The sequence below is a fragment of the Streptomyces sp. NPDC046931 genome, from assembly GCF_040644655.1.
Taxonomy (GTDB): domain Bacteria; phylum Actinomycetota; class Actinomycetes; order Streptomycetales; family Streptomycetaceae; genus Streptomyces.
This window is the reverse complement of the sequence record NZ_JBEYWX010000027.1, coordinates 79832-104695: the sequence shown is the minus strand read 5'-3', so window position 1 is coordinate 104695 and position 24864 is coordinate 79832. Positions and strand designations below refer to the sequence as shown.

At 67.3% G+C, this 24864-nt stretch carries 22 protein-coding genes and 3 pseudogenes; 13 read left to right on the top strand and 12 right to left on the bottom strand.

The genetic code is table 11. The annotated features are described in order from the left end of the window. A partial coding sequence (locus tag ABZ876_RS32890) for a transposase (protein WP_361788766.1) occupies positions 1-996 on the top strand: 996 nt, incomplete at its 5' end. A gap of 44 nt (positions 997-1040) precedes the next feature. On the opposite strand, the gene ABZ876_RS32885 is transcribed toward ABZ876_RS32890, so the two are convergent. From ABZ876_RS32885 to ABZ876_RS32860, 6 genes are all read right to left on the bottom strand, one after another. Continuing rightward, positions 1041-2702 carry an FAD-dependent oxidoreductase gene (locus ABZ876_RS32885; protein WP_361788765.1) on the bottom strand — a complete coding sequence of 554 codons (1662 nt, stop codon included), beginning with the start codon at positions 2700-2702 and terminating at the stop codon, positions 1041-1043. Continuing rightward, positions 2650-4053 carry an FAD-dependent oxidoreductase gene (locus ABZ876_RS32880; RefSeq protein ID WP_361788764.1) on the bottom strand — a complete coding sequence of 468 codons (1404 nt, stop codon included), beginning with the start codon at positions 4051-4053 and terminating at the stop codon, positions 2650-2652. The genes ABZ876_RS32885 and ABZ876_RS32880 overlap by 53 nt, the downstream gene beginning before the upstream one ends. 47 nt (positions 4054-4100) lie before the next feature. Continuing rightward, on the bottom strand, positions 4101-5495 hold the full coding sequence (locus tag ABZ876_RS32875) for a flavocytochrome c (RefSeq protein WP_361788763.1): 1395 nt from the start codon (positions 5493-5495) through the stop codon (positions 4101-4103). 69 nt (positions 5496-5564) lie between these two features. Beyond that, positions 5565-6398 carry an SDR family NAD(P)-dependent oxidoreductase gene (locus ABZ876_RS32870; RefSeq protein ID WP_361788762.1) on the bottom strand — a complete coding sequence of 278 codons (834 nt, stop codon included), beginning with the start codon at positions 6396-6398 and terminating at the stop codon, positions 5565-5567. Between the two features lie 9 nt (positions 6399-6407). Beyond that, positions 6408-6773 (bottom strand): NIPSNAP family protein, encoded by a 366-nt coding sequence (locus tag ABZ876_RS32865; protein WP_361788761.1) that lies wholly within the window; start codon positions 6771-6773, stop codon positions 6408-6410. Further along, on the bottom strand, positions 6770-8182 hold the full coding sequence (locus ABZ876_RS32860; protein ID WP_361788760.1) for an MFS transporter: 1413 nt from the start codon (positions 8180-8182) through the stop codon (positions 6770-6772). The genes ABZ876_RS32865 and ABZ876_RS32860 overlap by 4 nt, the downstream gene beginning before the upstream one ends. 201 nt (positions 8183-8383) lie before the next feature. Between ABZ876_RS32860 and ABZ876_RS32855 the strand changes: the two genes are divergently transcribed. Further along, positions 8384-9163 (top strand): IclR family transcriptional regulator, encoded by a 780-nt coding sequence (locus ABZ876_RS32855; RefSeq protein WP_361788770.1) that lies wholly within the window; start codon positions 8384-8386, stop codon positions 9161-9163. 309 nt (positions 9164-9472) lie between these two features. Further along, positions 9473-10151 (top strand): annotated as a pseudogene (locus ABZ876_RS32850) (IS6 family transposase). 77 nt (positions 10152-10228) lie between these two features. On the opposite strand, the gene ABZ876_RS32845 reads toward ABZ876_RS32850, so the two are convergent. Next, positions 10229-11005: an IclR family transcriptional regulator gene (locus tag ABZ876_RS32845; RefSeq protein WP_361788759.1), complete on the bottom strand. Its 777-nt coding sequence runs from the start codon at positions 11003-11005 to the stop codon at positions 10229-10231. A 70-nt stretch (positions 11006-11075) separates the two neighbouring features. On the opposite strand from ABZ876_RS32845, the gene ABZ876_RS32840 reads away from it, so the two are divergent. The 5 genes and pseudogenes from ABZ876_RS32840 to ABZ876_RS32820 form a co-directional block, all read left to right on the top strand. Continuing rightward, positions 11076-12230 (top strand): cupin domain-containing protein, encoded by a 1155-nt coding sequence (locus tag ABZ876_RS32840; protein ID WP_361788758.1) that lies wholly within the window; start codon positions 11076-11078, stop codon positions 12228-12230. Between the two features lie 2 nt (positions 12231-12232). Further along, positions 12233-13057, top strand: a complete 825-nt coding sequence (locus ABZ876_RS32835; protein WP_361788757.1) for a fumarylacetoacetate hydrolase family protein — start codon at positions 12233-12235, stop codon at positions 13055-13057. Beyond that, positions 13054-13686 carry a maleylpyruvate isomerase family mycothiol-dependent enzyme gene (locus ABZ876_RS32830; RefSeq protein WP_361788756.1) on the top strand — a complete coding sequence of 211 codons (633 nt, stop codon included), beginning with the start codon at positions 13054-13056 and terminating at the stop codon, positions 13684-13686. Before ABZ876_RS32835 ends, ABZ876_RS32830 begins: the two co-directional genes overlap by 4 nt. Positions 13687-13698: 12 nt before the next feature. After that, positions 13699-14973: an FAD-dependent oxidoreductase gene (locus ABZ876_RS32825; protein ID WP_361788755.1), complete on the top strand. Its 1275-nt coding sequence runs from the start codon at positions 13699-13701 to the stop codon at positions 14971-14973. 405 nt (positions 14974-15378) lie between these two features. Beyond that, positions 15379-15513, top strand: a pseudogene (locus ABZ876_RS32820) (transposase); the annotation flags it as partial. A gap of 209 nt (positions 15514-15722) precedes the next feature. Here ABZ876_RS32820 and ABZ876_RS32815 read toward each other — a convergent pair. The 3 genes from ABZ876_RS32815 to ABZ876_RS32805 all read right to left on the bottom strand — a co-directional run bounded on the left by ABZ876_RS32815 (position 15723) and on the right by ABZ876_RS32805 (position 18616). Beyond that, complete coding sequence (locus ABZ876_RS32815; protein ID WP_361788754.1) at positions 15723-17246, bottom strand: amino acid permease; 1524 nt, start codon at positions 17244-17246, stop codon at positions 15723-15725. Between the two features lie 145 nt (positions 17247-17391). Further along, positions 17392-17808, bottom strand: a complete 417-nt coding sequence (locus ABZ876_RS32810) for a hypothetical protein (protein ID WP_361788753.1) — start codon at positions 17806-17808, stop codon at positions 17392-17394. 346 nt (positions 17809-18154) lie between these two features. Continuing rightward, positions 18155-18616 carry a pyridoxamine 5'-phosphate oxidase family protein gene (locus tag ABZ876_RS32805; RefSeq protein ID WP_361788752.1) on the bottom strand — a complete coding sequence of 154 codons (462 nt, stop codon included), beginning with the start codon at positions 18614-18616 and terminating at the stop codon, positions 18155-18157. Between the two features lie 307 nt (positions 18617-18923). Between ABZ876_RS32805 and ABZ876_RS32800 the strand changes: the two genes are divergently transcribed. Next, positions 18924-21125 carry a hypothetical protein gene (locus tag ABZ876_RS32800; RefSeq protein WP_361788751.1) on the top strand — a complete coding sequence of 734 codons (2202 nt, stop codon included), beginning with the start codon at positions 18924-18926 and terminating at the stop codon, positions 21123-21125. A 2-nt stretch (positions 21126-21127) separates the two neighbouring features. Then, complete coding sequence (locus tag ABZ876_RS32795; protein ID WP_361788771.1) at positions 21128-21358, top strand: hypothetical protein; 231 nt, start codon at positions 21128-21130, stop codon at positions 21356-21358. Between the two features lie 171 nt (positions 21359-21529). Here ABZ876_RS32795 and ABZ876_RS32790 read toward each other — a convergent pair. After that, positions 21530-21982, bottom strand: a pseudogene (locus ABZ876_RS32790) (DEAD/DEAH box helicase family protein); the annotation flags it as partial. 563 nt (positions 21983-22545) lie between these two features. On the opposite strand from ABZ876_RS32790, the gene ABZ876_RS32785 reads away from it, so the two are divergent. Continuing rightward, positions 22546-22860, top strand: a complete 315-nt coding sequence (locus tag ABZ876_RS32785; protein WP_361788750.1) for a hypothetical protein — start codon at positions 22546-22548, stop codon at positions 22858-22860. Positions 22861-22995: 135 nt separating this feature from the next. Continuing rightward, positions 22996-23163, top strand: coding sequence for a hypothetical protein (locus tag ABZ876_RS32780; protein ID WP_361788749.1), 168 nt, complete (start codon positions 22996-22998; stop codon positions 23161-23163). 296 nt (positions 23164-23459) lie between these two features. Here the strand turns inward: ABZ876_RS32780 and ABZ876_RS32775 are convergent, their stop codons facing one another. After that, the gene (locus tag ABZ876_RS32775) at positions 23460-23951 is read right to left on the bottom strand and encodes a transposase family protein (protein WP_361788748.1); all 492 of its coding nucleotides are present in this window, start codon (positions 23949-23951) and stop codon (positions 23460-23462) included. A gap of 78 nt (positions 23952-24029) precedes the next feature. Between ABZ876_RS32775 and ABZ876_RS32770 the strand changes: the two genes are divergently transcribed. Beyond that, positions 24030-24638 carry a YdeI/OmpD-associated family protein gene (locus tag ABZ876_RS32770; RefSeq protein WP_361788747.1) on the top strand — a complete coding sequence of 203 codons (609 nt, stop codon included), beginning with the start codon at positions 24030-24032 and terminating at the stop codon, positions 24636-24638. Positions 24639-24864 lie beyond the last annotated feature (226 nt).

The following is a 24864-nucleotide window of genomic DNA, read 5'->3' as shown; positions in this document are numbered from 1 at the left end:
TTCAGTTCGCAGCAGGCCACCTTGCGCCGTCTGGACAAGGCGTTCGCCGCGTTCTTCCGCCGGGTCAGGTCCGGCGATGCCCCGGGCTACCCGCGTTTTCGCTCGGTGAACTGGTTCGACACGGTGGACTTCCCCAGGGACGGGGACGGCTGCCGGTGGAACTCCACCCCGCACGACCCCGTCACCCGCGTCCGCTTCCAGGGGGTGGGGCACGTCAAGGTCCACCGGCACCGGGCCGTGGCCGGCAGGATCAAGACCGTGTCGGTCAAGCGCGAGGGCCGCAAGTGGTTCGTCGTGCTGGCCGCCGAGCAGGACCGGCCCGAGCCGCTGCCCGCGACCGGCTCCGCGGTCGGTATCGACCTGGGTATCGTGAACTTCCTCGCCGACTCCGACGGCGCTTTCGTGCCCAATCCGCGTCACGGTCGCCGTGCAGCCGGCAAGCTCCAAGCGGCGCAGCAGGCCCTGTCCCGGTTCCCGCGCCGCAAGGCGAAGGACCGCAGCGCCGGCCACCAGCGGGCGGTGGAGAAGGTCGCCCAGCTTCACGGGAAGGTGCGTCGTCAGCGGCTCGACCACGCGCACAAGACGGCGCTCGGCCTGGTTCGGGCGCACGACTTCATCGCGCACGAGGATTTAAAGATCCGCACTATGGGCAAGGCTCCCGCACCGAGATCCGATCCCGGTCGGCCGGGCACCTTCCTGCCCAACGGGGCCTTGGTCAAAGCCGGGCTCAACAGGTCGATCAGCGATGCCGGATGGGGGGTGTTCCAGACGATCCCGCACGCCAAGGCTGAAAGCGCCGGACGGGAAGTGATCGCCGTCAACCCCCGCAACACCTCCCGCACCTGCCCCGAATGCGGGCACACCGCGAAGGAGAACCGGCCCACACAGGAAAAGTTCCACTGCGTCTCGTGCGGCCACCACGCGCACGCTGACACCGTGGGCGCCCTCAACGTTCTACGGGCCGGGCTGGTCCATCGCAACGCCAACCCGGCGTAACGAAAAGCCCCCGGGCTTCAGCCGAGGGAGGAGTCACGGGCTGCTCAGGGATAGGTTGTGGCACGGGCCTGGCCCGATGCGTTCGTGCCTGCGTCGTGGGGGCCGTCGGCGACTGTGACCGGTTCAAGGTCCGTGCGGGGCCCTGCCTGAGCGGCGTGCCGGCCCGCGATGCGGCCGGAGATCATTGCCCAGCCGATGTGCAGGCCGTGATTGAGCAGCTGCAGGCCGCCCTGACCGGTCGATCCGGCCGCCCACAGGCCTGGGATCGGCTCGCCGTCCGCGTTGGTCACTCGCAGCCCGGTGTCCACAGCCAGACCGCCGTCGGCCAGGGTGATGAAGGCGCTCATGGGGCCCAGCGCGTAAAACGGCCCCTCGATCACTCCCTCGCCGAGGTGCTGGCGGCCGAACTGGCTGTCCTTGCCCGATGCGACGTCGGTGTTCCACCGATCGACGGTGGTCCTGAGGGCGGTGGGGTCCATTCCGATGCTGGTGGCGAGCTCTTCGATTGTTGGTGCACGGTGGTAGACGTCCGGGCGGTAATGCTTGTAGTCCGGGAGGTAGGCGTAGGCCACGCCGGGGAAGGTGGAGACGGGGTTGGGCCAGGCGGAGAACTTCTTGGCCACCCTGGAGTCGAAGATCATGTAGGCGGTGTTCGCTGCATCGGCTGCCACGGCGCGGGCCATGAGTGCATCGGAGTCCTCGCCGGTGATCCGCCGGCCCCCGGGGTCCACCAGGATGGCACCGGCTCGGTACATCGTGTTGTTCGGTCCGATCCAGCTGGTCAGGGCGCCGCGGATGACGTAGGCCAGCAGATTCTTGGGGAGTTTCTCGACGACCTGGCGCATGAGCTTCGTCAGCCCTGGCACGGAGGGCAGCATCTTGATGAGGTCCGGACGGTTCGACGGGGCGAAGCGCAGTCCTTCGTAGAGGCGGTCCATCTGCGTCATGACCGCGCCGACCTCGGTACCGAGTTTGAAGCCGTCACCCGTGTTGTTCGGGTTGACCGGGGGTACCTTGGCCGCGGCCTCGCCGACATACTTTGCCTTGAGTTCGGTCGAGGCGGAGTAGTCGCCGGTGGCGAGGATGACGCCGCGGCGTCCGAAGTAGTTCATGCCGTTGACGCTGGCGCCGACGATCTCGCCGACGGCGTTCTGCAGGAGCCGGTCGACCCGCATCGAGGTGTAGATGGTCACGCCCCGCTTCCTGCACTCGCGAAGAAGTGCGGCTCGGTACGCCCGGGAATTGGGCAGCACGTTGTGCATACGCGGCTTCTCGTACGGGGGCTCCGGGGTAGGGCCGAGGAACTGGACGCCGATGCTCGAGAGCCATTCGATCGTCGGGCCGGCGTTCTCAGCGAGGATGCGCCGAAGCTCCTTGTTCTCACGTTCCTCGAACGGGCCGTTGGCGACCTTCATGTCTTCGATGAACAACTCGATGCTGTCGTTGACGCCCGCTCGGTATTGGTAGGACGTGTTGGCTGCAGTGAATGACCCCACTGACATCGCCGTGCTCCCGCCCACCTGCGGGCACTTCTCCAGCAGGATCACCGACGCACCGCTCGTGGCCGCAGAGATCGCGGCACTCATGCCCGAACCGCCTCCACCGATCACCAGAACCTCTGTCGTGTAAGCCATGCCTGATGCCTCCTCGTGTCTATGACTGGACGGCGAACGCGGCGTCTGCGGGAACTTGGTGGCTTGTCGCACGAGCGGCGGATTCCCCCGCCCAGCGCCCTGTGATGTAGCCGGGGGCGAGTCCACCTGCATAGCCGTAGTTGGACAGGCCTCCGATGTCGGCGCCCGCAGCGTAGAGGCCGGTTACGGGGTGGCCGTCGTGGTCGAGTACTCGGCCTCGTTCGTCGGTCCGGATGCCGCCGAAGGTGAACGTGATGGAGGGCTGGACCATCAGGGCGTAGAAGGGTCCGGTCTGTGGCCCCCGTGCGGTCGGGGCGACCGCGACTCCGCGTGCGACTCCTCCGCCCGAAACGACAGCCGCCTTGTACCGGTCGAGGGTCGCGATGAGGTTGACCTTGTCGACACCCCACGCCGCGACGGCATCGATCAGCTCGGCGAGAGTGCTGGCTTCGGCGTGGGTTGCGCCGGCCTCGACCGCGATGGCGTAGCGGTCGATCGTGCCCAGGCCGGGGAACGGCTCCTCGGTGCCTTCGGTCACGCGCACGTGGTGGTCGAAGATGAGGATGCCCCTGGCTTCGGGCTGGAACGTGAGCGCCTGATTGAGCAGTTCGTCGCCCTGCGTCTCGTCCGCGAACCGCTCCCCACGCAGGTTCACGAGCACGGTGGATCCCGAGTAGTACTGCGAGTACGGCAGGTAGTCCTCGGGCTCGAACCTCTTGACCGGAGAGCCGATAAGGTGACCGTAGAACGTGCTCATCGCCTTCGTCCCGCCCGCACCGGCGCCGCGCGCCAGTCGGAGGCCGTCGCCGACACTGCCTGGGTTGGAGCGCAGCAACAGCCGATCGGCGTTGGGGCCGATATATCTGGTGAGCTTGTCCCTCGCCCCCTGGAATCCGCCGGTGGTCAGGATGACGGCTGCGGCGTCGTACCTGGTCAGCGTGTCATCGTGTTCGCGGACGATGGCGCCGGTGACTCGGCGACCGTTGTGGACGAGATCGACGACGGGTGCGTTTGTACGTGCTTCGCCGCCGGCGGCCACGACCTTGTTTCGACACCACGCCAGGATCGCTTTGATGTCGGTGGAGTAGCCGATCCCGAAGGTCATGATGTCGAGCTGCGGTTCAGTGGCCACACGCACCCCCGACGCGCGCAGTTCTGCGAGGGCTTCGGGATAGTCCTGGATCAGCCTGGCTCCAAGCTCGGCGTCCCCTAGCGGGATCCGCTTTTGATAGGCCTCCAGGTCGGGCGCGGTCCAGAACATGCCCGCCGACAATGCTGCGGACCCGCCGTAAGTGTCGAGCTTCTCGAGCAGCGCGACCTTTGCTCCTGCCCGAGCAGCCGTCATGGCGGCGGCAGATCCTGAGACACCTGATCCGACGACGACGACGTCGAACTGGCGGATTCGGCCAATGTGTTCGGTCACGTTGTGCATCCCTTCATGTGGCGCGGACCTCCACGCGTGTCGGTCGATCAGACCTGGGTTGCTGCGGTCGCGCGGTCCGCCGCGTGGGCGGCGACGATGCGACCGAAGACGGCTCCCTTGCCCAGCGACGTACCCGTCATGTAGGCGGCGCCGTGGAATCCGCCGGTCACCTCGCCAATGGCGTACAGGCCCTCGATGACGTCGCCGTCGACGTCTACCACCTGGCCGTTGGTGTTGATCGTCACGCCGCAGTACGTGGTGGTCATCAGCGACTTGGCCGGGTAGGCGTAGAACGGCGGTGTGTCGAGGGGGAGCAGGTCGCCCACTCCGTTGCACAGGTTGGTGCGGCCGACCTCGTCATCCGCTGTGCCTGCGGCCGCGGCGTTGTATCGCTCGACCGTCTTCACCAGCGCGGTGGGGCGTATTCCGGCGGCTTCGGCAAGCTCCTCGAGGGTGTCGGCCTTGAAGACGTGGCCCAGCTCTTCCAGCGTGTCGACGTCCTTCAGCGGAATGCCGCGGTGGGACTTTGCTCGGACTTTGGCGTCGAAGATCTCGAAGCCCAGGCCGTCGGGCTGGTCCAGGACCACGCGGCCAAGCGTCTTGTAGTCTTGTGACTCGTCGACGAACCGATGTCCGTCCTTGTTCACGATGATCGCGCCCATGTAGTACGCGGTCAGCAGCTCGTGGAATTCCTCTCCAGTGTCCGGGTGCGACCCGTAGGTTCCCGAGACAAAGGACATGTCCGCCATGCCAGCCCCGAGCTTCCACGCCATCCGCAGACCGTCGCCGGTGTTTCCCTTGCCGCCGTAGGGGATCGCCGCCAGCTGTTCGGGCGCGAAGACCTTGAGCATTTTTGTGCCGCGGCTGAAACCGCCTGTCGCGAGCACGACGCCGGCATGACCGGTGAAGGTGACCTCGCCCGCCGGTGTCTGCGTCACCACGCCAGCGACTCGCCCAGAGGAGTCTGTCGTCAGGTGGACGGCGCGATGCTCGAGCCGTGTCTGGCCGCCGGCCTCGGTGAAGTCCCGGTGCAGTCGGGCGAGGACATCCCTGATGACGGAGTTGTGGCTGCGGCGTGCTGACTGGCCGGAACTGATCTCCACCTCACGGAAGGCAACCCCATGAGCTTTGAGCCATCGGTAGGTCTCCTCCTGGTTGGCGAGGTACGCCTCCAGCAAGCCACGGTCGTTGAGGTGATTTCCGACTTCGAGCATGTCCTTGAGGAAGAGCTCGGATGAGTCCTCGATGCCCTCGGCGGCCTGCTCCTCGGTACCACTGAAGGCGAACCAGCCGCCGCTCATGGAGGACGAGCCGCCGAGCACATTGGTCTTTTCGAGCAGGACAACCGAGAGACCGGCCTCGGCTGCGGAAGTCGCCGCCGTCTGCCCCGCGATGCCGGAGCCGACGACAACGAGGTCAAATGCTTCCTCGAGCATGGTCATGCTGTGCACCCTCCAGTGTGGAAACGGGATCTGTTTGCTGGTGGCGTGGCCCGCGAGGCCATCGGGCGTTCAGCATGTGAGCCATCCGCCGTTGACGTCGATGCTCGCGCCGGTGATGTAGGAGGCACTGTCGCTCACGAGGAATTCGACTGCGCGGGCGATCTCCTCGGGCTCGGCGAACCGTCTCATCGGCACCTGTGCGAGGAGGCGTTCGTCCGTCGGGACGTCGCCCATCATCGGTGTCCTCACGAAGCCAGGGGCCACGCCGTTGACCCTGATCCGTAGCGGTGCGAGCTCGCGCGAGAGGCTCGCGGTGAGGTTCTGGAGCGCGGCTTTGCTTGCGCCGTATGCCACGGTCGACGGCAGAAACGGCGGGCTGTTGTCGCCTTCAGGGCTTCCGGTGCCGAGTTTGGCGGTGATGGACAGCAGATTCACGATGCAGGCCGTGCCGTCGGTCGGCATGTGCGGGAATGCTTCGCGGATCAGGAAGAACGGCGCGCTGACATTGACTGCCATGACGGCGTTCCACTCGCTGTCGGTGAGCTGGTGGAAGGGGATCTTTGCGCCGTTTCGCTTCGGTGAGATGCCGACGGCGTTGACCAGGACCCCGATCGGAGCGATGCCTGCCGCGAACTCGGCAAGGTCCCGGTTCACCGATGAGGATGTCAGGTCGCCGGCGAAGCCGTGGTGTTCAGCGCCGTCGACCTCGGGCAAGGCGCGTGCTGTGGAGTCGGCGGACGCCGCGTCGATGTCGGCGACGACGACGCCGTAGCCTCGCTTTGCGAGACGATGACTGATGGCGCTGCCGATTCCCCCGGCGCCTCCTGTGACGATGGCCGTCCTTGTCGACATCGGCGTCCGGCAGCTTTCCTGCGCTGCCGCTCGGGGAACAGTGGTTGTCATCGTCCTCTCCTAGTTGTGTGCAAACGCCGTGTCGGGGTCGTTGCCGGCGACAGGCAGCGAGCGAATGGGCGAGAACGACGTCGGATACATGATCTTGTTCGACATTGTCATGATCATCGGGCGGATGATCGACAGGCACTCCTGCCACCGCTCGTTCTCAGCGAGCCTTGCCCGTCGGCTTCTACGGTCTTCGAGATCGCTGTAAGCCCAGAAGTGATTCAGCTCGTTCTGGGTACCGAACTCCGTCACGAAGTAGCCGAGAAATCCGCCGAGGACCGGCTTCTGCACGGGCAGACCGATGTTCTCGTAGGCATCGAGATACTCGCTCAGTTTCACTCCGGTGTGCAGGACGTATGTACGCTGTTCGACGATCACGGCGTCACCCCGTCCTCGGCTGGCGCAACCGTGGCTATTTCCGGCTCGCTCACGAGCGTTGCCGCGACTCTCTTGTCGAAGTGGTGCTTGTCACCCTCGAGGGTTGCGAAGTCGCTCATCAGCGCCATGCTCACCAGGGCAACGACGATCGTGACCACCCAGAAGACCGTGATGCTGAGCGTTCCTCCCCCGCTGAGGCCGGTCAGCCAGGAGGCGAGGAAAGGTGCCGGCGCGGCGAAGATCAGATTCGCTCCGGTCAGTGCCAGAGCCGAACCCGTGTAGCGCATCTTGGTGGGAAACGCCTCCGCGAAGAGAGCGCCCTGGCCGGCGTTACCGAACTGCGCGCTCACAAGGGCGAACGCGACCATGGTGAGGGTGATCGGGAAACTCCCCATGTCGACGACCGGGAAGAAGATCAGCGCCGCGACAAGCGTGCCTGCAGACCCGATCATCAGGATCCTTCGACGCCCGTAGGCATCGGCCAGTCGCCCGCCCCACCAGATCGCGATGACCGACAGGAAGTTCGAGATCATGACGATCGTGAACGTGTCGTTACGTGTGAAACCCAGGCCGGTCAGATAGCTCAGGCCAAAGACGGTGACGATGTAGAAGGTGATCACGATCGGCGAGTAGGCCAGGATCAGCCGCAGGATGGTCCACCCATGGGTGCGGAGCACCACAATGGGGCTGATGGTCTCTCTGGCCGGTTCCTTGGCCTCCTCTGCGAAGACAGGCGTCTCCTCGACCTTGACGCGGATGTAGACGCCGACCGTGACGAGCAGAATGCTCATGAGGAACGGGATGCGCCATCCCCAGGACATGAACGCGTCTTCGCTGAGAACGCCAGACAGGACGACGAGGAGCAGGTTGGCGGCAACCTGGCTGATCGGTGAGCCCATGCCCATGAGCGCGCCATAAAAGGCCCGCCTGTCACCCGGCGCGTGCTCCATCGTCATCAGCTGAGACCCTGTGGCTTCGCCACCGAGGGCAAGGCCCTGGACGAAACGCATCACGACCAGCAACAACGGCGCTGCGAATCCGATCGCGGCGTACGACGGCAGAAGGCCGATGATGAGCGATGCAACACCCATCGATATGAACGTCGTCAGCAGGACGTTGCGTCGACCGATGCGGTCACCGAGATGGCCGAAGACGACACCGCCCAGCGGCCGAGCGAGGAATCCGACACCGAACGTCGCGAACGATGCGAGCAGCCCCATAGCGGGGTCCAGCTTGTTGAAGAAGAGCGTGGGGAACACGGTCGCGGACATTGCTCCGTACACCGCGAAGTCGAACCACTCGAGAGCAGAACCGAACGTTCCGCTGGCAACCGCCCGCTTGGCCTGCCGTGGAGCTGGGGTCCTAGGACGCAACGGACGCTTGGGTCCGCCGGCGGAGAGCTGATTCATCGCGACTCCTTTGTCACGGTTTGGGTGAAGGGGGTGGTGGTGGAGCCGGTTGGTGCCGGCCTGCATCCTGCGTGCGCGACAACGGCCGCGATGCGGACCGGTATGAGCGCCTTGACCGCGAGAGGTCCATCCGTCCCGCTCGTGCCAGGAAACCTAACGAGCCATTGCAACTAGCGCAATACTTGGTAGAGTAATTGCGTGATGAGCAAAACAGCAGGTCAAGGCAGGGTTGAGGCGGTTCACAGGGCACTTGTGCTGCTCAAACTCATGGGTGAAGAAGGCTCTCTGGGCGTCACTGAGGCCGCCGCTGCGCTCGACGTGAATCCGTCGACTGCGCAGAGGTTGCTCGCCACTCTCGTTGGCGACGGCTTCGCTGTGCAGGGCTCCGGGAAGCGCTACGAGCCAGGCCCGGAGTTCCTCGGCCCCAGGGCTCTGCGGACGGTGCCGCCGTTGCGTGAAAGGCTGCGGCCGCACTTGGAGCGGCTGTTCGAACGCGTCTGCGAGACTGTGCATGTCGCGACACTGGTAGGAACCGAGATTCACCACCTCGACGGCATCGAAGCGACGACCCACGCATTGCGCTTCGGCCTGCGCACCGGGGTCACACTCCCTGCACATGCGACATCAGCAGGGAAGGCCATGCTTGCCGATCTGTCCACTGGCGACCTTGATGCCCTCTACCGCATCGTGCTTTCTGGTAACCGTGCCCGAGAGTCGCGGATCGATCTCAACGGACTCCGCGACGAGCTGGAGCGGACCCGCCGCCGAGGATTTGCTACGAACTTCGAAGAGAGCGAGAGCGGAGTTGCCGCCTTCGCAGTCGCGATCGGAGTGATCGACGGGGAGCGGGCAGCTTTCAGTATCGCCATGCCCATTGCTCGTTGCAGCCGGTCTGACATCGCAACGTTCGCCACACACCTGATCACCACGGCCAACGAGGCCCGCGAGGCTCTGGGCCTGGCAAACCGCACGGAGCGGTAAAGATCAGCAGGGACGTCACCAGCGGCTTGAGCAGCACCACCCGCGGCCGCTCGGCCCGGGATGGCGCACGCGTCAGGTCGGCAGGCACAGGCATGGGGAGCAATCCTTCATCGGTAGCGGGTCAGGGTCCGGTCCACGATCGGGGCACCGGGCTCTATCTGCGCGTCCCGGCGGCGGCATCGGCAAGGGCCCGTACTTACGGGCTTTGTCGGGTTGAGTGGAGGCCTTCTCGGCTGGCCTGATCGTCCGTTTGGCCGGATCGCTGGAGGGCTGCTCGTGGACGCGCCGTCGTAGCGGGGATTCCGCTTCCTGCCGGAGGTCACCCCCCACTGCGTGTGGCTGAGTCACCGGTTCAACCTGATACCGCGCAAGGTTGAGGAGCTGATGCTCGAGCGCGGCGTCGTGGTGTCCTACGAGACGATCCATCAGTGGATGCGCCGGTTCGGCCCCGCCTACGGCGCGGTCCTGCGCCGTCGGCGCCCCGGCCGTGCGACAAGTGGCATCTGGACGAGGTCTTCGTCAAGATCAACAGCGTTGCAGCGGTACCTGTGGCGGGCCGTGGACCAGGACTGGAACGTGCTCGACATCCTGTTGCAGAACCGGCGGGACGAGGCCGCGGTCAGGTGCTTCTTCCGGAGGCTGATGAAGAGGACCCGCTCGGTGCCGCGGGGGATCGTCACCGACAAGCTCCGCTCCTACAGCGCCACCCACCGCGCGGTGATGCCCTCCGTCGAGCACCGCTCGCACAAGGGCCTGAACAACCGGCCGTGAAATCCCATCAGCCGACCCGGCAACGCGAGCGCGCGATGAAACGCTCCGATCGGTCGGTGCCGCACAACGGTTCCTGGCCGCGTTCAGCGGCATCTCACCCCATTTCCGGCCACGGCGCCACCTCATTGCCGCACCCGACTACCGAGCCGAGATGATCATCCGCTTCGCGATCTGGGACCAGATCACCGGTATCGCCGGCCTGCCCGCGGCAGCCTGAACCACCCGCACCATCCCGGCCAGACAGGCTCCGAACCGGAATACGCCCCAGAAGACTCACGCAACCTGACACCGCCCTCAGTGCTGCTCGGCCAGGTCCTTCTCCAGTGCGTGTGCCGTGGCATCCAGGGCGGCGACCAGGGACTGGAGGTGGTGCGGGTCGTAGCGCACGCTGGGCATCGACACTGACAGACCGGCCAGCGCGGTGCCGTTCCGGTTGCGCACCGGCACGCCGACGGCGATGAGACCGCGTTCGGACCGCTCCTTGTTGACGGCGAACCCGTTGCGGCGCAGACGCATCAGCTCCGTCCGTAGCCGGGCGATATCCGGGCGGTCGGCCGGACGGTCGCGGTAGCGCTCGGGGGCGTAGACCTCCTCCAGTTCGTCGTCCGTGAGGTCGGCGAGCAGGAGCAGCCCCGCCGTCGTGCGGTGGGCCGGGAACACCATGCCCTCCCGGGAACCGACCCGCAGTGCTTGCCGGCACTCGACACTGGCGATGAACCGGGCCGTGTCCCCCGTGCGCACGATCAGGTTCGTGGTCTCGTCCAGAAGATCGACGACGCGATGGAGATGGGGCAGGGCCGCCGCGCGCAGCCGTGACACGAGGGACTGGGAGTGGGCGGCGAGTTCCAGGACTGGTCCCGCGCGGTAAACGCGGTCCTCGTCCTGCACGGCGAAGTCCCGGTAGACGAGCATCGCCAGGATGCGGTGGGCGGTCGACCTGGCGACGTCGAGCCGTTCGGCGATCTGCGACACGGTCGCGCCGCCCTCCATCTGCAGGATGGTCGCCGCCCGCAGCGCGTGGTCCACGCTGGCGATGGGGTAGGACGGCGGTGTCTTGAGCGGTTTGTCCATAGCCTGCCTTCGGATTCTGCTCTCGAGAATCTACATGTTCTCCTGGAAGACACGGTGCACGCTGTGGTCTGTGACTCAGTCCTCTATCGCCCAAGACATTGCGACGGGTTCCCCGGTCCGGCTCCAAGCCGTCTCCGCGCAGGGGCAACCCGAGGTGACCCCGGCGCTCGAAGAGCTGTACCGGGGCTTCGAGCAGGAACTGCTCATTCCGCTGTGGACCGAGATCGGCGACCTGATGCCGACACACCCGCGGTCCCGTGCCACCCCGCACCTGTGGCGCTGGGAGCGGCTGCGGGCGCTGGCCACGCAGGCCGGTGACCTGGTCCCCCTGGGCCGCGGCGGTGAGCGCCGCGCGATCGCGCTGGCCAATCCGTCCCTCGGTGGGAGGCCGTTCGCCACCCCGACGCTGTGGGCCGCCATCCAGTACCTCATGCCTGGCGAGGACGCCCCGGAACACCGACACACCCAGCACGCCTTCCGTTTCGTCGTCGAGGGCTCAGGTGTGTGGACGGTCGTCGGCGGCGACCCGGTGCCGATGAACCGCGGTGACTTCCTCCCGCAGGCGGGCTGGAACTGGCACGCCCACCACAACGCGACCTCCGAGCCGATGGCGTGGATCGACGGTCTGGACATCCCCTTCCAGTACGTCACCGAGGCGCAATTCTTCGAGTTCGGCCGCGACGAGATCAGCGACGCGGAGCGGATCACGCCGGAGCGGTCGCGTTCCGAGCGCCTATGGGGCCACCCGGGCCTGCGCCCGCTGTCGGCCGTCCCGGCCACGCCGGGCAGCCCGCTGCTGTCCTACAAGTGGGAGTACACCAACGCCGCCCTGGCCGACCAGCTGCTGCTGGAGAAGGAGGGTTTCGGCGGCACCGTCGAGCACGGCCACGCCGCGGTGCGCTACTCCAACCCGCACGACGGTTCCGACGTCCTGCCGACCATCCGGGCTGAGTTCCACCGCATCGTCCGTGGCACCGAGACCGCGCCGGTGCGCGAGACCGGTTCGTCGGTCTACCAGGTCTTCGACGGCTCCGGTGTGGTGACCGTCGGCGACAGGTCCTGGACGGTCGGCCGCGGCGACCTGTTCGTCGTCCCGTCCTGGGAACAGCTCTCCGTCAAGTCGGAGGCCGGCGCGACCGACTCCGACGAGGACGGCCTCGACCTGTTCCGCTTCTCCGACGCGCCCGTTTTCGAGGCGCTCAAGCTCGACCGCAAGGACGCCTGACTATGAAGCTCGCCACCATCCGCACCGCCGACGGCACCAGGGCGGTCCGTCTCGACGGCGACCTCCTGGTCGATCTTGGGTACGCCGACCTGGGCGAGCTATTCGCCGAGGCCGACTGGCAGGCCAAGGCCGCCGCCTCCGGAACCGCCTACCCGGTCGAGGGCGCGGACTTCGCGCCGGTCGTCCCCAACCCGTCCAAGGTTGTTTGCGTCGGGCACAACTACACCAACCACATCAAGGAGATGGGCCGGGAGCTGCCGGAGTACCCGACCCTCTTCCCGAAGTTCGCCGACACCCTGCTGGGCGCCAACGACGACATCGTCAAGCCGACCGAGACCGAGGCGTTCGACTGGGAGGTCGAACTCGCCGTCGTGATCGGCAAGCAGGTGCGCCGCGCCGACGAGCAGCAGGCCGCCGACGCCATCGCAGGCTTCACCGTCATGAACGACATCTCGGTGCGTGACTGGCAGTTCCGCACCATCGAGTGGACCCAGGGCAAGATCTGGGAGGCCTCCACCCCGGTCGGCCCCTACGTCGTCACCCCCGACGAGGCCGGCGGCGTCCGCCCGGCGCTCGAGGTCAGGACGGTCGTCGACGGCCAGGTCATGCAGCAGGACGACACCGGCACGCTGCTGTTCGACCCGGTCTTCCTGGTGCAGTACATCTCCACCGTGATCACCCTGCGCCCGGGCGACATCATCGCCACCGGCACTCCGGCCGGCGTGGGCAACGCCCGCGACCCCAAGGTCTTCCTGCTTCCCGGCAACACCGTAGTCACCGAGATCTCCGGCCTGGGCGCCTGCACCAACAAGGTGGTCGAGGCATGACGGACACCGCACGCACCTTCGCCGACGCGCGCGAGTGGGCCCGCACCGGCACCGAGCTCGTAATCAAGGCCGTCGCGGAGCTCGACGAGGTCGGCTTCATGGCCGACAGCGCGCTGCCAGGGTGGACCCGCAAGCACCTCGCCGCTCATGTCGCCGCGAACGCCGACGCCCTGTGCAATCTGGTGCACTGGGCGGCCACCGGTGAGGAGACGCCGATGTACGCCTCCGCCGAGGAGCGCGCCGCCGGCATCGCCAAGGGCCCGACGCTGTCCACCGAGGAGCTACGCTCCTGGCTGACCGCCTCCGCGCAGAAGCTCGCCGAGGGGCTGGACCGGCTCACCGGCGAGCAGTGGCGGAACAAGGTCGTCACCGCTCAGGGCCGCACCGTCCCCGCAACCGAGCTGCCCTGGATGCGGTCGCGCGAGACCTGCGTCCACGCGGTCGACTTCGCCACCGGCGTTTCCTTCGCCGACCTCCCGGAGGGCTTCCTGACCGCCCTGGTCGCCGAGATCAATACCACGCGTGGGCTGACGGAGCTGCCCGACGGCCCTCTGCCCGAGGTGGCCGCCTGGCTGGCCGGCCGGCCACACCCCCTCGCCGATGCTCCCCGGCTCGGCCCGTGGCTGTAGAGGAGTCGAGCCATGTCCCATCCTGATGTGATCGTCGTCGGCGGCGGCATCGGCGGCCTCGGCGCCGCCTTCTCCCTGAGTCGCCAGGGCCTGGACGTCCGCCTGCTGGAGCGCGCCCCCGCCTTCGGAGAGGTCGGCGCCGGCATCCAGCTCGCCCCCAACTGCACCCGCATCCTCGACGACTACGGCCTCCTGGACGAGACCAAGAGCCTCGGTGTCGTCCCGGACTCGATGGTCATGCGCGACGCCGTCGACGGCGCCGAGCTGACCCGGCTCGACCTGCGCGACCTGGAGAAGCGCTACGGCTACCCGTACCTGGTCATCCACCGCAGCGACCTGCACGGCCTGCTCCTGCGCGCATGCGAACGCGCTGGCGTTGAACTGATCACCGACGCCGAGGTGACCTCGTACGAGAACACCGACGGCGGCGCCCGCGTGACCCTCGCCTCCGGTGACACCCAAGAGGCAGGCCTCGTGATCGCGGCCGACGGTCTGCACTCCGTCGCCCGCAAGCTGCTTGTCGACGACCAGCCCGTCTCCTCCGCTTACGTCGCCTACCGCGGCACCGTGCCCGCCGAGCTGCTGCGGGTGAGGTCCGTCGACCTCGGCGAGGTCGTGGTGTACGTCGGCCCCGGCTGCCACTTCGTCCACTACGGCCTGCGCGGCGGTGAACTGCTCAACCAAGTCGCGGTGTTCGAGTCGTCGAAGGCGCTGGCCGGCCACGAAGAGTGGGGCACACCCGACGAGCTCGACGCCGCCTTCGCCAAGACCTGCGACTTCGTCCAGGACGGCCTGCCGTTCATGTGGCGGGACAAGTGGTGGCGGATGTTCGACCGCGACCCCATCATGAACTGGGTGCACGGCCGTATCACACTGCTCGGCGACTCCGCGCACCCGCCGCTGCAGTACATCGCCCAGGGCGCGATCATGGCGATCGAGGACGGCTGGGTGCTGGGCGAGCACGTTGCCCGCCACCGCGCCGAGGACGGCACGGTCGACTGGGACGCCGCCCTCGCCGCCTACGGGGCCGTCCGCCCCGAGCACTGCCGCCGCGTGGTGACCACGTCCCGGAAGTGGGGCGAGCTGTGGCACCTCGACGGTGTCGGCCGAGTGCAGCGCAATGTGCTGCTGCGCGCCCGCGACACCTGCGACTACTCGTTCGTGGACTGGCTGTACGGCCCGACTGCGCTGACGCCGGACCAGGAGCCGCCCATGTTCACACCGATCCCGCTGTCCTCGGCGGACGTCGAGGACCCGCTGACGGTCGTGGAAGGCAGCGCAGCGTGAGCGACGCCACGGCCGCCGAGGTAGCGGCCGTGGTCCCGGGTCTGAACGGTCATCGCCGCGCGCACCCGGATCCGGGCGCGGGTGATCTCCCGCTTGGACAGGATGCCGAGCAGGATCATCAGTTCCTCCTGCCCGGCGGTGTGCGGGTCCACCGCGCCGCCCAGCTCCGGCACCCACACCTGGACGCCGTAGTGGTCGAAGATCGGGGCCATGGTCGCGAACTGGTTGCCGTAGAAGGCGCGTTCACTGGGGCGCGCACCGCGTCACTGGCATCGCGAGGGATCAATGACGGCAAGCGCGCCCACTGCCCGGGCCCAATAGGGTTGTCCTGGACAGGAAACGAGGAAGAAGTCCGCGCCACCGAGTAAGTACTCGCCGGAGTTTCGCGAGGAAGCCGTCCAGATCGTGTTGAGGTCGAGCAAGACGATCTCCGAAGTCACCCGGGTACTTGAGCTCAACCCGGAGACGCTACGTGGCTGGGTCAAGAAGCACCAGAAGCACCAGAAGCAGCAGGAACCGGCTCCCGACGCGGAACTGACGGTAAACGAGCGGGCGCGCCTGAAGGAACTCGAGCAACGCAACCGCGAGCTGGAGTTGGAAGTTACCTTCCTAAAAAAGCCGCGGCGGATTCAACTGATCGTCGCAACACCTCACCGAGGCAGAGGAAGTTGTGGCGAGGGGACAGGCGAGGGCGATGCTGCCCCCGCCGGGCCAGGGTGCGCGGGCCCTGGCCGCGGCGATCAGGGCGGTCAGCCGTTCGTGAGCGCGGTCGAGTGGTCGGTCGCGACCGGGGCCTCGCCCGAGCCCTCGGCTGCGCTCTCGGACCTGTCCTCCTCCGTGATCTGCTCCTTGGGCCGGAAGACCATCAGGTAGACCACGCCGAGGGCCGCCACGATGCCCACCGAGATGGGCACCAGCCAGCGGTCGAAGAAGCTGGTGCCGTTCGGCGGCGTCTTGATCGAGAGCACCACGATCGCGGTCACGCCATAGGCCAGCGCCGCGATGTTCACGGCCCAGCTCCAGCGGCCCAGGGTGAACACGCCGGCCGGCTTCCAGCCGCGTGAACGGCCGATGATTGAGGCCAGCACCACCGACTGGAAGCCGATGTAGATGCCGACGACGGAGAAGGTGATGATACGCGTGACCGTCGCCGACGGCAGGAAGGCGAAGGCCGAGGGAATCACGGCGGTGACGGCGGTGGCGGCCGGGGGCATGTGGAAGGTCGGGTGCAGCTTGGAGAGCCACTTCGCGCCGACGATCACGCCGTCGCGGGCGTAGGAGTAGACGAGTCGGGTGGCCGCTGCCTGGATCGCCAGCGTGCAGGAGACGAAGCCGACCACGATTAGCGCGAGTGCGAACTTGCTGCCGGCGGTGCCCAGCGAGGCGGCAAGCACGTCGCCCAGCGGGTCTGCGGACTTGCCGCTGATCACCGCGCCGAAGTCCGGCACGGCCAGGATCAGGCCCAGTGTCAGGACGACGGTCGCGACCGCGCCGACGCCGAGCGTCATGCCCATCGCACGTGGGACCTTGCGGGAGGGGTCCTTGACCTCCTCGGCGATGTCGCCGCAGGCCTCGAAGCCGTAGAAGATCCACACCGCGAAGAGGCAGGAGCCGAGGAAGGCGCCGAGGTAGCCGCTGCTGCCACCCGCGCCGAAGGTGTGCATGACGACGCTGACGGGCTGCTTGTGGTGGAAGAAGAGCAGGTACCCGCCGAGCACCAGGGTGCCGGCGACCTCCGCGAAGACTCCGATGTTGGCGACGAAGGCGAGCCGCCGCACGCCGAGCAGGTTGATCACGGCGGAGAACAGGATGACGACCACGCAGGTGATCACCGTGCTCCCGTGGTTGACCTGGTAACCCAGCAGCGGACCCGCGTACGTGGCGATCGGGTAGGCGACGGAAGCGATGGTCACTAGCAGCGCCCAGGTGTACATCCAGCCGGACAGCCAGGCGTACTTCGGCCCGACCAGGCGCTTGGCCCACTGGTAGATGCCGCCGGCCAGCGGGTACTGCGAGGCCACCTCGGCGAAGGTGAGCAGCACCAGGCCCTGTCCGAGCAGCACCACCGGGATGGTCCAGAAGAAGGCCGGACCGCCGGTGGCCAGGCCGTAGTCGAAGACCGAGTAGACGCCGACCAGTGGGGAGAGATAGGTGAAGCCGACGGCGAAGTTGGACCAGAGACCGAGCGCCCGGGTGAGTCGGGGCTTGTAGCCGAGCGCCGCGAGTTGCGCGGCGTCCGCGGCATCCTGGTCCGGTGACACGATGCCACTCATGGACGGGAACCTTTCGGGGAGCGATATGGCTCCAAAACATATGAACCCATAGGTCATATGGCAATAGCTGGCCGAACATGAGTCCGATTCGTGATTGCCTGTGATGAGATCGGCGATGAGCAAGCGGGTGGTCTTGGAGGGGCGCTTACCGATCGTGGCGCCGTGCAGGGGCCGCCCAGGTGGTCACCTCGGTCACCTCGGGTGCGGTGCCGATCGGCACGATGCGCCAGCCTCTGAGCTCGGAGCTGACCTGGGGAAGCCTGGCGGCGGCTTCCTCACTGAGGCCGAGGACGTCCGCGAGGTGGTGGAGGTCCCGGGCGGCGGCCGGGGAGAGTGGCGTGAGCTCCTGGTCCACTCTGGCCTGCCACAAAGCCAAGAGCGCCTCGCGCAAGGTGCCAGCAACGTAGTCGGCCGCGCTGGCGTGCTCGGCCGGCTCGACGGCGTCGGCCTGGTCGAGCCTGCGCTGGCCGAGCACCCGGGCGGCCGCAGTGTGCCACGCGTGGTCTGCTGTGGCCTGCGAGGTGCCGGCACGGCGCCGCAGGAACTGGGCAAGGTTCTCCACCCAGCTGTAGGGGGTACGGCTTGCGCTCGCTCACGGCGTAGCGTGATCACGTGCGAGGCGGAGGGCTCGGTTCCGTCGTTCATTGGGTGATTCCACGGCAACTTCAAACCAGACGGATATCCAGGCGTGGAAACGAACGAAACGGACGGCCGAGCCTCCGCCCGGGAGAGCGCCATTCGCCGCCTATGGGATGAAAGCCCTCAAAGCAGGGCATGGGCGAGAGTCGCATTTCGGGCTTGACCTGCATAAACGCCCTCTGGGAGGGCGTTTGAAGTGGGCAAATTGCCCATTAATACTCCAGCTGTAGATCGTGATCCGAGGGAGGCGCGTCGGCGAGGGACGGCCGTTATTCCAGCCACATTCCGTCGTGCATGATGACTCTCCCCCGTAGTTCCGGCTCGCCGCGCCAAGCGCGCACAGTCCTCGGGGCCACGCGTACATACAGAAATGAACCCTCTTCCACGCGCGGATCCCATCCGAACTTGTCGGCGAAGGCCTCCGCTGCGTCTCCGGGCACCTCCTGGTCCGGGAAGCACTCCGCCTCCCCCTGGAGGAGCACCACGTCGAAGGTGTCCGGTAGCGCCAGGCGCACGCGCGGCTCTTTGCGGACGTTCCGCGCAGTCACGGAAGTGGCGCTTGTGCACATCCACACTGCTCGTCCATCCCACAAGAACCACAGCGGCACCTGGTGCGGCCCGTGATCAGGGTGAGCCGTCGACACCCATACATCCCGCTCGGTAACGAGCCGCCCCACAGCGTCGCGCATACGCTCCGCCGTCTGGCGGCGAACGATTCCCGTGGTCTCCATGAGGACCGACCCTAGCCAGCAGGCGCGAAGTGCGCCTGAGGCGCAGGACCTACTCCCAGCGACCGATGAACCCCTCAGCTTTTGGCTAGGGGCGACCGACTTCGGTGCTTAGGGTGGCCAGCGGAAGTGCTCAGGGGCGACCGTCGGCGGCAAGCACAGACCTCCACGGCATCGGCCGAGGGGCCACCAAACAGACCTGAGGAGTGCCGACGTGGCCCCACCCCCGCGATGCCCGCACTGCGCCGCATCACTGGATACCGAACTCGCGCCGGGCGCGGGCGCTTCGCCTGAGTCCGGTCGCCAGCCGGTGACCAACCGGGTCCTGCACGTCATCGTCCACGAGGTGCACCCCGAGCCGTCGCTGTACGCCTGCCCCGACTGCGGGGGTCGCTGGCCGCGCGGAAGGCCTGCCTCGGCCGATCCTGTGCGCAAGCGTGTCCTGCCCTATCTGCGGGTGCGGAAGAGGAGCGCCGTCCGCATCCGTCCACCCCGCCAGAGGACGCCCGACAAGGAAGAAGAGAATCCCGTGCACCTCGAAGACACCACCGTCTCCCCGTACGCTCGTGTCGAGCGCAACGGGAGCTCTGGCACCTACTCGATCGTGGTGATCTCGGAGCAGCCCGGCAACGCCGCCACCCTTGAGGCGCTCAACCTGCCGGACCTGCCTTCCGGGAGTGTTCCGGGAGCAGACCCGGAGATCGACGCCCTTGTCTGCGACGCCGCCGAGGAGGTGCTCCTGGACGCCTCCTATGAGCTCACCTCAAACTGGCGAGCCGGAAACGGCTGCTACCTCGTCGGCGTCTCCATCCCCGACCGGGTCTTCGAGGAGCAGGATGAGCGGCTCAGGGCGGCGTCCGCGGCCGTTGAGGGCCTGGAGTCGCTCGATCGGAGCGAGGCTGAAACCCTGTTCGAAACGGCCGAAATCACTCCCGACGGGGACCTCGGCTCGACCTACGAACTCGAAGAATGGCTGGAGAAGGAGGTCAACGTGGCCTTCTACCGGACCATGGACGGCCGCCTGCTGGCACGCCCCGTCGACCGCTTCGAGCGGCCCAGCACCAAGCTCTTCAGCGCCCGCTATAGATCGGCGACGCTGGTGTCGGTGTTCCCCAACCCCCGCCCGGTGCAGGCCGTCGTCGATCAGCCGCAGGGCGTTTTCGACGAGTCCGACGACGACTTCGAGGACGAGGACGGGCGAGCCTCGGAGCGAGCTGATGGAAACGGGGACAAGGATACCTTCACGCCACTGTGCACGAACGCGGACATCTCCTGGCCACCCCTGCAGCGCCTCAACCCCCGCCGGGCACGGCAGTTCCTTCTGGCAACCCTGTACGACAAGGATCCCGCGGAGCTGCGCTGGAACGACCAGTTGCTCGTACGAGGACACGCCCTCGCCTTCTACGCGGGCACGGGCCCGGACCCCCGCGAACTGATCATCCGCCACTACCGCGGTGCCCGGCCAAGGATCCTCCCCGTGCAACCGCCGCATACCTTGGGGGAGGGCGACGACGCATACATGCTCGTGGCCACCTACGACGGCCCCGCCCTCTTCGGGGAAGGCTGGCGACATGCCGTCTCCACCATGCCGCTCGAGTCCCTCCTGACGATCTGCGTGTCACCCGTCGAGGGCGAGGAGACGGAGTATGCGCTGTGCGTACGTGACGGAGCTCTTCAACTGCTGAAGGACGAGGGACCGGCTCAGGACGCGGTGACCGTGCTGGGAACCTACGAGCCCGGCAGCGACCCGCTGGCTCTCGCCTTGGCCGTGGTCCCGGACCTTCTTACCTTCCCGCCCACGGCCGCCGTGGACATCTCGACCTCCGCCCCGCACGCCGTGGCCGATGCCATCCGCTTCACCGCCAGCCCCGCAAAGAACACTTGGGAGGAGCTGTACGGAGAGGACTGGGACGACTACGAGTGCGCGAACGAGGACTTCATCCGCCGACACGAAGACCTGACACCGCTGCGCCTCGACATCAACGGCACACCACACCTTGCCGCCGACACGGCCGACGGCGACTGGGTGGTCATCCCCGTGGACGACGAGGAGATCCAGCTGAACCGCAGCTTCCTCACGGTGTCCTACGACTTCGAGGGCGGCGGCATCTCCAGCGGCCGGGGAAGCCAGAGCATAGGAGAGGTACGACCGGGCCTCAACGCGTACTGGGAGGACTTCTCCGAGGAGAACTGGGACAGGGAGCTCACGTTGTCGAGGGGAGACCTGGTCGGCTTCGCCGTCGAACAGGTGGGCAACTCCCGGTTCGTGGCCAACATCGTCCACGCCCTGATCGGAGGTCTTGACGAGACTCCCGGGGTCGCCCTCGATGGGCATCTCGAGAACTACGAGGACATCGTGGCATTCGCCGGCTTCGAACCAGACGACGAGGAAGGTCTGAGGTTCCTCCGTGCACTGGGTGACCACTACGGCGACGAGTCGCCGGTCCGCAAGCGCATCGACGAATACCTCGCCGAGGTCGCACGACCGGACAACGGGCGTCTGAGGGGCTGACCATGAGATCCAAGGGGTCCCTGGCCATCACTCCAAGTCTTCCGGCACGGGGGTTGCTGGTCTCCGTCTACCGGCGCAAGCTGAAGCGCCACGATGAGGTCGCCGTCCCCTACGGCTCCCGCCCCGCCACCTGCCCGGTGCGCGCCCTGGTCGCTGCGCTCGCCGCCGCCAGCCGCACCTCCGGCCCCCTGTTCGTCCGCATCTACAGGCATGGCCGCCAAGGCCGCCGCTGACGTCGTCACCCGGCTCGAGGGTGCCGCCCGCCGGGCCGGGTGATGACCTGGAGTGCATCGGCCGCCACGGCGGGTGGGCCGACGGCTCCCGCGCACTGCTCCGCTACCTGGAGGAGGGCGACCGCTGGGACCGCAACCCGGTCGCCGTGGTGACGATCCTGATCGTGTCAGCGCCTCGTCCACGACGATCAGCGACCACCCCGGAAGGCCGGCGGCGTGCGCGCGTTCCAGTGTGCCGTGCCCGAGCGAGGCATACGGGGCGAACACCGTGACCTTGTCGAGCGGCCGCACCCAGTCGACCAGCTCGCCCTCGTCCGTGGTGTTCGGGAAGGACGCCTCCTCGCTGCGCAGGGACGAGACCTCGATCATCGGGCCTGTGCGGCCGCCCTCGCGTCACGCGGCCATGGTCTGGGCGGGCAGGTCCAGCGAGGGCACGAGCACCAGCACCCGACCCGCGCGGAGCTCCTGCGCGCTGCGGGCAGCGACGAGGCTCTTGCCCGATCCGGTCGCCATGACGACCTGAGCCCGAAGCCCTCGCTCCGGCACCATAGATCGTGCAGGCGATTCGAGCGCCCGGAGCACTGCGTTCACGGCTTCTGGCTGATGAGGACGGAGTTCCTTCACAGCCGTTCGATTTACTCGCTCCTGCGGGCCGGACGGCAGCTCTCACACACCAAGGCGCGGGCAACTAGCCTGTCGGCACCGGATATCCGCCCGCATTGCCCACCGAGACACCGGATTCACACCTCCGATGCGGGGACACTGGATCACCCCCTTGCAGCGGGTCACGGATTCCCAGAACCTCTAAGCCGTCTGCTTCCAGACCCTGTCGCGCAGTAAAAATGAAGCAGACACTTCGGAGAATCGACACGGAAGCCGCGGGTACTCCGCATTCATCACTGTCCAATCACAGCCCAGCCTGCCGGGGAGAGCCATGACACAGAAGACTGATGACAGCAAAGGCAACCGGTTCTGCAAGGCCTGCGGCACGCCCGCCGAGGACGGGAAACTGTGCAGGCACTGTGGCGCCGTCCTGGACTTGCCTGACAGTGCAGGGCTGGTGGAAGACCATGGGGCCGCAGTGCGCCGTGACTTCGAAGGAGGCACCCGGCAGCAAGAGCAGAGGTGACCTAGGCGGCTAGTGAGCCTGGTCTGCTGAACAGTGTCCGCGGGGGTACACGGCCCGCATGGCATCGAAGATTGAACGCATCGAGTTTCTGCGGGCCGTGCGGCAGTTGCACCGCGTCCGCTCCTTCTATGCCGTGGGTGTCCTGCTGTGGGCGGGATCCACGGCCTGGACCGGTTGGCAGGCCCCCGGGAGCCGGCAGATGTGGGTGTCCGTCCTCCTCCTGGCGGTCTTCACCGGCCTCCTCGCCACCGCGGGTCTGACCCTGCGGCGTCTCGCAGTCCCCGCGACAGGCCGGCCCGCCCGCCACGCGGCCCCCCACAAGACCGCAAACCTTCATCACAAGGCGGCAGGCACCCGCCACGCCCACGCCTGAGGAGCCGCCGGCCGCCGCGCCCGCCCGGCCGGGTTCCTGCCGGGCGGGCGTGCGGCTATTTCGAAGGTGCCGTCCACGTCTGGGGGGCCGGTGGCCGGGCATACGGGTTTCACTTCCCATCGAGAGGGGCTTGTCATGCTCGGCATGGTCGCGGCGGTTCTGTTCTTCATCGCGTTCCTCATCAACGCAGCTGAGATCAGTACCAATCACACGTTCTCGTCAGTCAACGTCATGCTCCTGGGGCTGACCGCTCTGGCCCTGCACGTTGCGGGGATCGGGAGCACTTGGTCCCGCAGACGCTGACCCGGCACCCGGCCGGCTCCTCCCGCAGGAGCCGGCCGGAGAGGCACCGACCCTCACCCCTTGTTGCTGCCGCCATGTCGATGGCGACGTAGCCGATGCCCTTTGTCCAGTCCAGGTCGGTGGTGGCGAGCCAGGCCAGGACGTCGGCGAGGGTGCGGCCCTCGACCTGTCCGAGCAGCCCGCCGTGGCCGGGGGCGTCGACGAAGCCGGTGTGCCACCGGTTGCGGGTCAGGCGCTACTTGCCGGTATCCGCATCCCGTTCCCAGCTCGGCCGTGCGCGCCGGGTCTCGTCGATGCTAAGGACTGCGACCTGCGGCAGTGGTGCCTCGGTGACGTTGCGGGCCTGCGTGCGGAACGCTTTTATTACGGTCGGCCAGGACAGGTGCAGATCCCGCGGCATGGGTGACCGTGGAGCCGGCATCGCGTATGCGGCGCCCGGCTTCACCCCGCAGCCGGGCGGTCAGCCGGGCACCGGCCGGGATCTGCGGGATCTGCTCGGTGAAGGACCGGCGAGGGCAGTCGGTCTCGCGGCACCACCAGCGGCGCTTGTGCCGGCGGAACTCCCATCCGCTCTCGCCGTAAGGAAGGTCGCGCGGCCGGGTCACCGCCGAGCCCGTCACCCGGGTGGCGAAAACCCCGCAGGCCGGGCAGGCCCCGGGCCATCTCGTCGGCCGTGAACAGGTGAACTCGGCGCCTTTGGTCGGCCGGCCGCTCGACCCGTGCGAGGGACACCTGGTCGAGGTCGAGCAGCAACGTCGTATCGATGAGCAAGCCCGTGGCTCCTGCATGATCGTTCTGCGTCGAGAACAGAGATGCTCACGCAGGTCCACGGGCATCGCGCATCCGGGACCGTGCCCGAATGCGTCATGGCAATCGGCCGGGTGTGGTTCGCTGCTGGGGTGACTCAGGACTTGGAGATCGTCGCATTCGAATCCGCCGAGGCATTCCAGGCATGGCTCGGCGAGAACCACGCCGTCTCGTCCGGCATCTGGCTCAAGCTTCGCAAGAAGGGCCCCGGAATCGTCGCGCTGGACTACGCCCAGGCGCTCGACGCGGCACTCTGCTACGGCTGGATCGACGGCCAGAAGGCCACGTTCGACGACCAGTGGTGGCTGCAGCGGTTCACCCCGCGCAAGCCGCGCAGCAAGTGGTCCAAGGTCAACCGGGACAAGGCGGCCGCCCTGATCGAGCAGGGCCGGATGCGTCCGCCGGGGCAGGCCGAGGTCGACCGCGCCAAGGCGGACGGACGCTGGGAGGCGGCCTACGACGGTGCGAAGACCGCCACGGTGCCGGACGACCTCGCGGCGGCCCTGACCGCCGACCCGACCGCGGCGGCGTTCTTCGAGACACTGGACCGGCACAACCGCTACGCGATCCTGTACCGGGTCCAAGACGCCAAGAAGCCCGAGACCCGGGCGCGCCGGATAGAGAAGTACGTAGCGATGCTGGCGAAGGGCGAGAAGCTGCACCCGTAGTCCCGGAGAGGGACCGCAGCCGTGTAGTGCCCCGGGGGCCCGGCGCGCCTGCGGCCCCCGCAGCAGCCACCAGGTGCCCTCACTGAGCGTGACGAACGTCAGAGGTCCTGAGCAGGCGCACCGCTCAAGATCGAAGACCCGTCTACCTGCTGCGACTCCACCCTTCCCGGTACCAGGACGGCAAGGGTGCTGCGCGCTTCACGTCGCAGTGTGCGGTCTCGAGCAA